The organism is Deltaproteobacteria bacterium (assembly GCA_009930495.1).
Taxonomy (GTDB): domain Bacteria; phylum Desulfobacterota; class Desulfovibrionia; order Desulfovibrionales; family Desulfomicrobiaceae; genus Desulfomicrobium.
This window is the reverse complement of the sequence record RZYB01000091.1, coordinates 1-10,703: the sequence shown is the minus strand read 5'-3', so window position 1 is coordinate 10,703 and position 10,703 is coordinate 1. Positions and strand designations below refer to the sequence as shown.

Sequence of the window (10,703 nt, the reverse complement as noted above, 5' to 3'; positions counted from 1 at the left end):
GCTGATACGGTGGAGCCAAGGAACATCCGACAAGGAAAATGGTCAGGATCCACAAACGATGTTTCACAAAGGCTCCCAGCGATTGGAGTGCGGTTGCCCGACGCGGCCTATAAAGTCGTCACACGTCGAGCCGACGTAGGCCCCATGGATGGCGCGAGACACTAAATATGACATTAAACTAAACAATTATAGTTTAAGTACCATCATAAAACAACCCCCAGCGGACAATTCCACACACCAAAAAGAGTCGCCAGCCGTGCGTCCACGAAACCGGCCCATGTCAGTTGTACTGGTTTACGTTTTTGTTGAACGCCCGTGGAGTCGGTGAGGCATGAACAGGTCTACCCGCCCGCGACACGGTGAGCGATGCCTGAAAATCGATCATGGAATATTTGGACTGGTTCAATAAAAATCGGCCACATTCGCGCTTGAGTAGAAAAACGCCTGACGAGGCGTACGCCGAATGGATGCCGCCGATGAACGGTGCGATGTAGGCAAGAAGGAGCTTCCACCTAGAAATCAGGCGAATCTTTTCAAGCGAACCGAGCCATTTCTCATTTCTAGGGTCGATCTGATTGGGTCCAGCACTCCGAACCCTTGGGCGCGGGCTTGGGGTCCGCGGCCAAAACCAGCAGGATGCCAACCAGGGGAGACAGGAGCATGCTCGCAAAAAAATTCCCCCAGAAACCGAATTTGCAGTTCCTGCCCAAAAAAGCGACGATCAGGCTTCCGACAAAAAAAATCAAAAAGAGGAACATCGCATACTCTCCGCTTCCGATTAGTGCGTTCGACACGCCGCATCACGGCGCAGTGTCATTGTATTTTTCAAACAAATCTAGGGTTTTTGCGAAATATCTTTTGTTGGATTAAGTAAAATCCTGTCAATCCGATCTATAAAATCCACCATATCGGACTCACGCAAATCCCAATTAAGACCTCCGCCCGCAGAACGCACGAGTCCTTCGCTCGACGCGTTGCCGGGGACGCTTGGACCGCTCTGAACATCTTGCATCCGCGATACGCTGGCGTTGAGCGTATCCGTCAGCCTGGGCGTGTCCTGAGTGTTCAAAATGATAGGCAAGCCATCTTTTCCGCTACCCACGACAACAACCTTGGCATTTTCCGAGGCCGCGAGCTTGGCCGTGGCCTGGATGCCCTCGTAGCGCAGATAATTCTCCGTCATGTTTTCATTCACGAGAGCCTGGTAATATCGGACCCCCTGGCCTTCAATAGCCTTTCGCTTGGCCTCTTCCTTGGCTTCAAGTAGGAGATAATGATAGCGTAGATACTGTTGCTCGGCGATCAGCTTGTCCACAATGGATGTCCTGAGCAATTCGGGCAGGATGATCTCCTTGACGACAAATCCATGAATAAGGACAGGGATGCGTCCCATCTCCTCAATGGCTTCAACGAGCATTTTGTCCTGCAATTCTTGCCGCGCCGTGGAATACAACGCATCGGGCCGATAATTGCCAACGGTTTGGCGCACCGCGGAAGTCATGATCGGCAGGATGATTTTCCTCTTGTAATCCGGGCCGATCTGCTGGTGCAAGACGGGCAGCCTGTCGCATAAAATCTGATACCGCAGCGATACCTGGACCGTCACCGTCAGACCGTCCAGGGTCAACACGTCGACAGACTGGGTTTCTTCCTGGATGCGGACATCGTAAACGAAAAGGATATCCCAGGGCGGGATGACATGCAGTCCTTCCTGGTACGTTCTGTCCAAAATCGTGCCTCCGAAAAACCGGGAATACAGGACGCCCAATTCGCCAGGATGCACGGAAACAACGATTTTTGGCCACAGAAACACCAAGACCACCACCGCAACGAGGCCGCTCGTCACGAAACGTGTCCTGTACCGACATAAGAACCAACGTGCCTTTTCAAAAAATTGTTTCATCATTCAGATCGATATTGTTGTTGTGAGTATAGAGCAGCTCCTCTCCAAAATTCATCCAACATATAATCAACGCATTGCCGTTCGAAAGTAACACATCTTTCTTTATCATTTGCAGTTTGCCCAACACACATACTATACATTACAGGACACAAATTAACATTTTTAATAAAAAAACCGATATCAGGACGTGAAGTCAATCTGCTTCTTGCTTGACTCACAAGACTTTTTGCATAAGAATTATTACACACCCTAATACGCTGTTTATAATCATCATTTTCTGCATAGCACTGTAAACGATCTCGAATAATTTTTTCATTTTCATTCGCGCTCACAACTGATGGAAGCGTGTTATTCACTTTCTCGTAAAGCTCGCGTACAAAATCAATATTTGTTTTGGATTCAATTTTTTTGAAATCCGTGGCGCGCAAGATAAGCAACCCGAAAAAGAGAACAATTCCAAATACAAGAATCCTCATGCCGCGTCTCCATCGTGACCATTATCAGTGAACATGCCATCGCGCATGTTCAAAACCCGGTCGGCCACGTGAAAATAGCGATCATCATGGGAGATGGCCAGAACGGTGTGTCCTTCGCGTTTCAGGTCTGGCAGGAGTTCTTCATAGAAAAACTTCCGGAAACCAGGGTCGAAATCCGCGGCAACTTCGTCCAGGAGATATACGTCCCGGTCCTCCAGCAGGGCGCAGGCGAGAGCCAGACGTTTTTTCTGCCCGGCGGAAAGGTCTAGCGTGGAAAACGAGCCGTCGGATTCCAGCCGCACCTTGGAATCGATACGCATCAGCTCGAGAACCTTCCGCATGCGCCGGGCCGAGGCGTCCACGCCCAAGGGACGGCTGAAAAGATGAAAATCCGTGGGCAGGATGGTGAAGAGGTTGCGGTACGCCTCCATGCCCACGTCCGAAAGAGCCATGCCGTTCAGGAACAATTCGCCGGATTGCGCGGGATAGAGGCCGGCCAGGACATTCATGAACGTGGACTTTCCCGATCCGTTCCCCCCCCTGACGAAAACCAACTCTCCCCGCTCGAGCGAAAAGTCCTTCACGTGGACACCGAACAGGCGCAAGCCCTGGCGATCGAAATAATCGAAACGCACGTCGCGCAACGATAACGACTCAAAGCCGGGAACCTTGGGGTCGGGATGCTGCCAACGGGCCTCGATCCCCTCCTTTTCGAACGGCTCCGCGATGGCGTCCAAGCGGCTCTCGAACAGGGTCAGCTCCTGCAGATTCATTTCCACCTTGGTCAGCATGGGGACAAACCCCACAAGACTCATCATTGGGCTCAGACAGAACATGCTGAGAATCAGCAGGGTGGAAGTGGAGGTGGCGTCGAGTTGCAAAAAGCCGGGCATGAGGAAAAGGACAAGGCCCAGAATCAGCAGGTTGAACACGGCAAAAAACGAAATGGCCCGTCCATGGCCGCGTTCGGCGGACTCCCTTGCGCTCGACACCTTGTCGAGCCCAGGGGTGATCTCCCCCATGAAGAGATCCGTTGTCTTGGGCTTGTGGAGCTTGAGCTGTGTCAATCCATGCTGAAGGTGGCGCAGGCTCGCGGAGAAATCCATCTCCGCGCGGCGTGAGGAGTCCATGAAGGCGTAGACTCCGTGCACGAGGCGCAAAAACGTAAACAGCCCAAGCCCCAGAAAGGAGATTACCGCCACTGTGCCCAGAAAGGACACGGCGAGCATCTTGGCGAAGGCCACCAAAATCATGACCGTGCTGGCGGCGGAGGCCATGAGCATGCGCGAGGCCTCCACCACCATTTCGCGTTCGTCGAGCAAGGCGGACTGGACTTGTCCCGGATCCAATTTGGCATACTCCAGCTGGGAGACGCCACGCAGCTTGGTCGCGACGCGCATCCGCCATTCCATGACTCCCCGCAGGGCGATGAGCGCGGTTTGCTCCGTCATGTAGCGGAACAAACGGTAGAATATCCCAAGACAGACCAGAAAGGCCAGAAAGGTGTGAAAGCGGATGCCGTCCGCGAACATCTGCTCCAGCCCCTGCAATACGCTGAACACGGCAAGGCCCTGCATCAAACCCGCGGCAAGGCATGCCGCGACCAATTTAGGGCCTTCCGTGCCAGCCTGCTTCCAAAGCAACGTGAAAAAATGAGATTGTTTGAGCTGCAGCATGGAAATGAGAAACTTCGCGCTCCATTGATTACACGGATAGTGGGCTCCGGGTGCTGGGCCGTCGAAAGGCGGCCTCATGCGATACCCGGCGAGGGAAGCCGCCCCGCTCCTCCTCCCTGCGCAGCAACAAGAAGAAGCGATGGACCGGCCGCAAGCTTCCGCGGAAAAAAACCGTCATCCCGGCCGTGGGCGATGCTCAGGACAAAAACTAAAGCGTTGCTTCGGATTCCGGAGTCGACGCGTCCGTGGCAACGTCCTCTTTCTTCGCGGGCTTCATTTTGGAAACAAATGCCTTGCCTTCTTCCAGCTTGGTTTTGAAATAGGTCTTGGTTTCCTGGACGTCGAGGTTCATGAGGTTGCCACCTTCCCTGAAGTGGCGGTCAAAAACCTTGCCAATGGCATAGGTGGACGCGCCGCCGACAATGCTGATGGTCGCTCCGCCGGCCGTGGTGCCGATGAGGGGAATGCTCTTGAAGATGGATGCAAAAAACGGAACCGTGGCGACCGACAGCACCCCGCCGCAGAGAGAGGAAATGATCGATTTCACCCTCTCCTTCTGGAACTCGACGCCATACGCATTGGCCAGGGCGTGAATCAGCTCCAGCTGGATCGCGGTCAGACCGGCGATATCAACCAAGGGAACGGGCACGAATCCGACCCCGATAGCCGCATAGACACGCTTGCGGATGATCGCGTCGATTTCGCTGGCGCTTGGCGCTGCCGCCGGGACGGCCTCGGTTTCGACATCATGTTGAGCCTGGGCTTGGTGTTCGGTCGCCTCTGTCATTGTTTCGGAATTCTTTTCCACCATCTCGCCACCTCGTTTTGGTTTGGTTGCAGGTTGTGCCGGACATCTTCGGGCAGCCTATTTGGCCCTGGTTTCATTTCGGACCGGTGCCAGACTGGAGTCAAAAATTTCATCCGCCGTGATTAGCAGCACCAGCGGAACATCGAGCTTCAAATCGCTCGCGGTGTCCAAATTGAGCGTGATTTTGGGACGGTACTGACCCTCGACCGACGGCAGGCCCTCTGGAAGCAACCCCAAAAGTCGGGCGATACGATCCGCGTAAAAATTTCCAAGCGGCACATAGTCCAGGGTGGACAGCCCCATGAGCGCCCCCCTGCGCACCTGCACGCTGCCGTCGCGCGCGAAGGTCCGGATTCCGAGCTCATGGAGGCTGTCGAATATCGGCTTTGGATTCGCCTGGGTCCAGTCAAAACAATTCAAGGCGGAAATGTAAAACGAATCAATTCCCTGTGCTATCAACTCCCGCACCCCTTCGGTACAGGACTGGAGGCTCTCCTCCTTGTCCAACCCCGCATATTCCACAAGCGTGAACCCACGATCACGCGCGACCTCGCGCGCCTCGTTCACATTGGAATAGGAGCGCCCCTCCGGGGAATCGTGGTACATGACGCCAAGCCTGTTGAAGGGCAGGGCCTGGTGAAAAAGGACAAAGACCTTCTGCCATTTGTCCTTGGTGTACAGGAGGGTCAGATTGAGCGCCCCCGTTCCCGTTTCCGCGTCGATGATGCCCGCGCCCACGGGGTCGGCGACATCGATGGAGACGATGGGCGTCTTGGTGTTGTTTTCGGCCAACAGGGCCTTGGTCGCCACGGTGCCCATACTGATGATCAGAGCCACGGAGGGGTCGGCCATCAAGCGTTTAGCTTCGGCGCGATACACGGCCGGGTCCACCTCCCAGCCGGGACTGACATGGAGGGAACTCGGAAAACAAACGTGTTCCAGAAAACCCAGGCGCGAGAGAGCGGCCGTGACCTCGTCACGCAAAAGCGTAAACTCCCAATACTGCCCAGCTTCAAAGTATGCGATATTTTTTAATTTACCTGGATTGCTCGGCTGTGTTCCGGGAAGAACAGCGGGAACCGCCCCGGACCGTTCGCGAGAGGAAGAGTTTTTCTCAGCCGGGCAAAAGGAGGCGAGGCCCAAGCACAGAACGAAAAGAAAAAAGAAGATTTTGAACTTCAACCCGCGCGTGAGCAAATACGGCTCCTGATGTTTGCAAGGGGCTCCAACGAAAAGGAAACGGCAATCTTCACCGTAGGCGAACAGCTTACCAGAATATCATCTCAACCGTCTAGAAAGAAAGGAGCGTGGAACTGAGCCACTTCTCCCTGGACGGTGACGCTCAGGCGGTTGATACCAGCGCGCATGTCCGTGGTGCCGGGAGCCAAATATACCTTGGTCGCGGTCGTCCTCAGCATCTCCCCTCCAGCACGGACAGGAGCTTGGTCGGCGCTGCTTCATCGAGGTCCGCCGGAATATCGAGTGCATACCGATCCGCGACCACGAGTCCAAATGAAGGAGCCTTCGGGGCCAAGGTAAACGGCACGGGCACGACCGATGGCTGCACGGCGGAAGCGTCCATGGACGATCGCGACTTGCGTGGCCAGTACCGAAACGAGTGCACGCTTAGGCCGTGCGTGGTGCAATACCTAGACTTGCTCACGCCACTCTGCCGCCACCGAGCTACATGCTCCAGCCACCAAGACGCACGCGCCTCAACTGTCCGGGGACAGTTTCCACATCTCATAAGCCGTGTTGACCCTGTCCAAAAGATGGCTCATCTCCACCGGCTTGATCAGAAAATCAAAGGCCCCGCTGGTCAGGCAGACGGCGGCATCGTCCGAAGTGGCGTGGCCGGTGAGAATGATGACCTGCACGCTTGGCAGGCTGCCCTTGATTTCCCGCAGCACCTCCTGACCGGTCATGCCGGGCATCTTCAGATCGAGCACGACCACCTGGCACTTCTTGGCGCGCAAAATTTCCACCACGTTCCTGCCGATGGAACACAATTCCACGTCGATCCCCTTGCGCCTGAAAATCTTGGCCGCAGTTTCCAGATAGCTCTCCTCGTCGTCAACCAGCAGAACCCGCAATGCATCATCCATATGTTCACCTCTTCGTAAGCTCGCACATGAACAGGCCGCCCCAAGACGGCGTGTTCATTTTGAATTTTTCCAGCAATCATTCAAGGGGACGAAAACCCCTTAAACGCACGCCACCGGGCATGTTCCCGTCATTCCAAGGAAGACGGAACCCTGGGCAACAGGACATAGAAACTCGTCCCCTGCCCCTTCACGCTGCTGAAATCCAGAACTCCCTTCATGCTCTCGACAATCCCGTGACACACCGAAAGCCCCAGGCCCGTCCCGCTGCCGGCGGGCTTGGTGGTGTAGAAAGGCGTGAAAATCAGCGTCTTCTGGTCTTCGCCTATGCCCGCCCCGTTATCCCTGATTTCGACGCGGACCATGTCCGCGCCCTCGGCGGAACACGACAGCACGATTTCTCCGGGCCGGATCTGGGACGTCTCGCTGACGGCGTACATGGCATTGTTGAGCAGATTCAGCAAAACCTGCTGCAAGCGGGAGGGATCGACATGCACGACCAGCCGGACAGGGGGAATTTCGACCCGCAGGGCAATGTTGCTGAGCTGAATTTTTTTTTGAATCATGGTCAGCACTTCGGGTATGAACTTGGCCACATCGATGTTCTGCGCCTCGGACTTTCCAGCCCGCCCGAAATTGAGAATGGAGTGCGTGATGCGTGCACAGCGGTCGATCTGCAGCTTGATCTGATTGACGCTTGCGGCCATCTCGTTCACGTCGCCCAGAAAATCCGCGTCCTCTTTGGCCCTGGCCCTGAAATCCTGCAGCAGCATTTCAATATAGGCCTGGTCGCTTTTCATGATTTGCAGGGGATTGTTGATCTCGTGCGCGAATCCGGCGGCCATTTCCCCCAACTCGGCAAGCCGACCGGCCCGATACAGCTGCTCGCGCAGCTTTTCGCGCTCCTCGTCCCGCTGCCGCAGCATTTTTTCCATGTACCCCGTCAGATACAGCGACGACAGAAAAACGATGATGCCGCCGCAAAGCAGGGAAATCCCCAGGAAAAGCACAGTGGAATCGGCGGCGCTGAAAAGCGGTCCGGACTGTTTCCGGGCCCCCAGAATCCACCCGCCGTGGCTCATGACGGAGCTTGAGTAGGCGGCGTCGGAAAGGGAGTCCCTGAACGCCGTACCGAGACGACCCATGAACACATGCTCGACCAGCGCCCGATCTCTGGTCAGAACCTGTCCGCCACTCCCGGCAATGACTTCGCCCTTGGGATTGACGAGAAACAGATCGACGTCCTCGCCGCGTCCCACCGTAAAGAGGGGCGGAAAAATTTCCGCATCCAGGGAGGCCCGCATGACAAAAATTTTGTCGCCTACGTTGAACCGCAGCGCCACGACACAAAGCGGAAACCCCACTTGGCCGGAAACCACGCTGCCGACGCTGCGACCCCTTTCCAGGGCTTCATCCAGCCAGCGCCCCGGCACGGCATGCGTTCCCTTGTAGACGCTTGGTCCGGCGTAAGCCAGCACCGCCCCTTTGGAATCGACAAGAGCGATATCGACAAGCCCTTTGTGTTTGACTGCCAACATCTTGAAAACACTTTCAAATCCGCCAGCATCAGGGTATTCTGAAAGCTGGAGGCTGGCCATGGCCAGGTCGCCCAGAAAATCGTCCAGAAAACGATCGACCACGCGCGCGTTGTACTCGGACAACAGGGTCAATCTCTCCAGAACGCCCTGCTGGGCATGATTCCAGAAAAGATATCCGCCTGTTCCCAGAGCCAGGAGCACGGGAATGAACGGGGCCAGGAGCATGGCCACGAAAAAATTCCGTTTTATGGCTTGACGCGTATACTGGCGCACGGCGTCCCGCTAGCGGACCCCGGCTTCTTCAAAAGCGGTGTATGCCGTCTCGACGATTGTCTTCAGGGCCACGGGCTTGAGCAGATAGGTATAAGCCCCGTAGGCCATCCCGCGCACGCCCATTTCTTCGCCGCCATGCCCCGAAAGAAGGATGACCTGAATCCGGGGCCAGGCGAGCTTGATCTCGCGCAGGGTTTCGATTCCGTCCATTCCCGGCATCATCACATCGAGGATGACCACGTCAAAATGCTCTTTCCCTAGCAGCAAGAGCGCCTCCTGCCCGCCGCCCACTCCCGTGACCTTGAACCCCCTGCGCTCCATGCGCTTGACCAGGGTCTCCACAAAATCCTGCTCGTCGTCGACCACCAGCACCGAAGGTCCGTCATTCACGAGCGCAATCTGTACGTCGTTCTTTTCAGTCATGATGTTTCACCGGCAAAAGAATTATGAATTCGGTCCCCTTTTCAGCCTCGGACTCGAAGCGGATGCTCCCCCCCAGCTTGCTGATGATCGAATAGCTGATGGAGAGCCCCAGTCCCGTCCCCTCGCCCACCTTCTTGGTGGTGAAGAACGGGTCGAAAATTCGCCGCTGCACCTCCTTGTCCATGCCTGGACCGTCATCGTGGATGCTTATGCTAACCATGTCCGCCTGCTGGTCGTATCCGGTGGCGACGGTGATGTGGCCGTTGCGGTCTATGGCGTCGATGGCGTTGTTGAAGAGATTGAGGATGACCTGCTGAATCTGGGCGGCGTCGGACTGGATGGTCGGCAGATCGGGCTTGAGCGACCAGACCAGCTCTATGTTCCGGAAGCGGATCTCGTTCTCGAGAAATGCGGTGGTCTGCTTCAGGACATCGTTGAGATAGATGTCGTTGCAGACAGGCTCCATGCGCCGCGCAAAACCGAGCATGCGGTGCACGACCTTGCCCGCCCGCTCGACATGCTGTTCGATCTTGTCCACGGCGTCGGCGAATTCCTGGAAATTCGCACTGCCCTTGACGTCCTCCTCTTCGAGCAGGTCGCGCATCCAGCCGGCCTTCTCGCGGATGACCGCGAGGGGATTGTTGACCTCGTGCGCCACTCCGGCCGCGAGCTTGCCCAGGGCGGCCATCTTGCTCGATTGGATCAGTTCCTCGTTCATCCGCGCCTGCTGCCTACTGGCGTTCTCCTGCTGGGTGACGATCATGCGCGTGATGATGAGGGTGCCGAGAATGATCACGGCAAAGCCTGTGCCCATCACGCCCCATGTCGCCGTCCTTGTCTTGAAGAGGGGCTGGAGTTCGCCGCGCTTGTCCTCTTCGATGACGAGAAGCCACTCCTTTTGCTCAAGCCAGATGCCGCCCACAAAAATTTCCTTCTCATTATCCCGATGCTGCATCACCCTGGCTCCGGAAAAAGGAGCGCCGAGCATGGACGCATAGATGTCACGACTCTTGTTTCCGAATCTGGACCGGGTTTGCAGATCCCCGGCACGATTGACGAGATAGGCATCCCCCAGATCGCCAAGTTGCAGCCAGCGCACCAGGGAGTCGAAAATATCGGAATCAATGGTGGCCCGCAAAATCCAAACCTTGCCTTTCTCCTGCTTCTTCACGGCGATGATCATGTGCGGAAAGCCGCGAAATCCTTCAAAGACGTCAGAAACATAGACCTTGCGCAGCATGACCTCGTTGAACCATTTCTCGTTCTTGTAGTTGGCATGAGACAGGTTGTAGGGTCCGGAATAACTGACGTGCGCCCCCTCCTCGTTGATCAATCCGAGATCGATGAACGTCTTGGAGCTGAGCTGCATGGTGGCGAGAATGCTCTCTAGCACTTCCGGGGAAGAAAGGTCTTCGACGCTGTGGGAATAGGCCAGCGTTCGCAGCTGCGCGATCTGTTCGCGCAGAAAGAGATCAATGCCCTGACGCTTGTTTTCCGCGAGGGT

10 protein-coding genes are annotated in these 10,703 nt (G+C 55.9%); all 10 read right to left on the bottom strand.

Annotation, left to right across the window (positions count from 1 at the left end; genetic code table 11):
• Positions 1-560: 560 nt before the first annotated feature.
• A complete protein-coding gene (locus EOL86_08720; GenBank protein NCD25658.1) occupies positions 561-758 on the bottom strand; it encodes a hypothetical protein in 198 nt (65 codons plus the stop codon).
• Between the two features lie 77 nt (positions 759-835).
• Positions 836-1,906, bottom strand: a complete 1,071-nt coding sequence (locus EOL86_08715) for a prohibitin family protein (protein NCD25657.1) — start codon at positions 1,904-1,906, stop codon at positions 836-838.
• On the bottom strand, positions 1,903-2,379 hold the full coding sequence (locus EOL86_08710) for a hypothetical protein (protein NCD25656.1): 477 nt from the start codon (positions 2,377-2,379) through the stop codon (positions 1,903-1,905). Before EOL86_08710 ends, EOL86_08715 begins: the two co-directional genes overlap by 4 nt.
• Positions 2,376-4,133, bottom strand: a complete 1,758-nt coding sequence (locus EOL86_08705; GenBank protein ID NCD25655.1) for a cyclic peptide export ABC transporter — start codon at positions 4,131-4,133, stop codon at positions 2,376-2,378. The genes EOL86_08710 and EOL86_08705 overlap by 4 nt, the downstream gene beginning before the upstream one ends.
• A gap of 130 nt (positions 4,134-4,263) precedes the next feature.
• Complete coding sequence (locus tag EOL86_08700) at positions 4,264-4,866, bottom strand: DUF697 domain-containing protein (GenBank protein NCD25654.1); 603 nt, start codon at positions 4,864-4,866, stop codon at positions 4,264-4,266.
• Positions 4,867-4,920: 54 nt separating this feature from the next.
• Complete coding sequence (locus tag EOL86_08695) at positions 4,921-5,847, bottom strand: hypothetical protein (GenBank protein NCD25653.1); 927 nt, start codon at positions 5,845-5,847, stop codon at positions 4,921-4,923.
• Positions 5,848-6,578: 731 nt separating this feature from the next.
• A complete protein-coding gene (locus EOL86_08690) occupies positions 6,579-6,968 on the bottom strand; it encodes a response regulator (GenBank protein NCD25652.1) in 390 nt (129 codons plus the stop codon).
• A gap of 128 nt (positions 6,969-7,096) precedes the next feature.
• Positions 7,097-8,734: a GHKL domain-containing protein gene (locus EOL86_08685; protein NCD25651.1), complete on the bottom strand. Its 1,638-nt coding sequence runs from the start codon at positions 8,732-8,734 to the stop codon at positions 7,097-7,099.
• A gap of 51 nt (positions 8,735-8,785) precedes the next feature.
• Positions 8,786-9,148 (bottom strand): response regulator, encoded by a 363-nt coding sequence (locus EOL86_08680; GenBank protein ID NCD25650.1) that lies wholly within the window; start codon positions 9,146-9,148, stop codon positions 8,786-8,788.
• A gap of 43 nt (positions 9,149-9,191) precedes the next feature.
• Positions 9,192-10,703: two-component sensor histidine kinase (locus tag EOL86_08675; protein NCD25649.1), on the bottom strand; the 1,512-nt coding region annotated here is incomplete at its 5' end.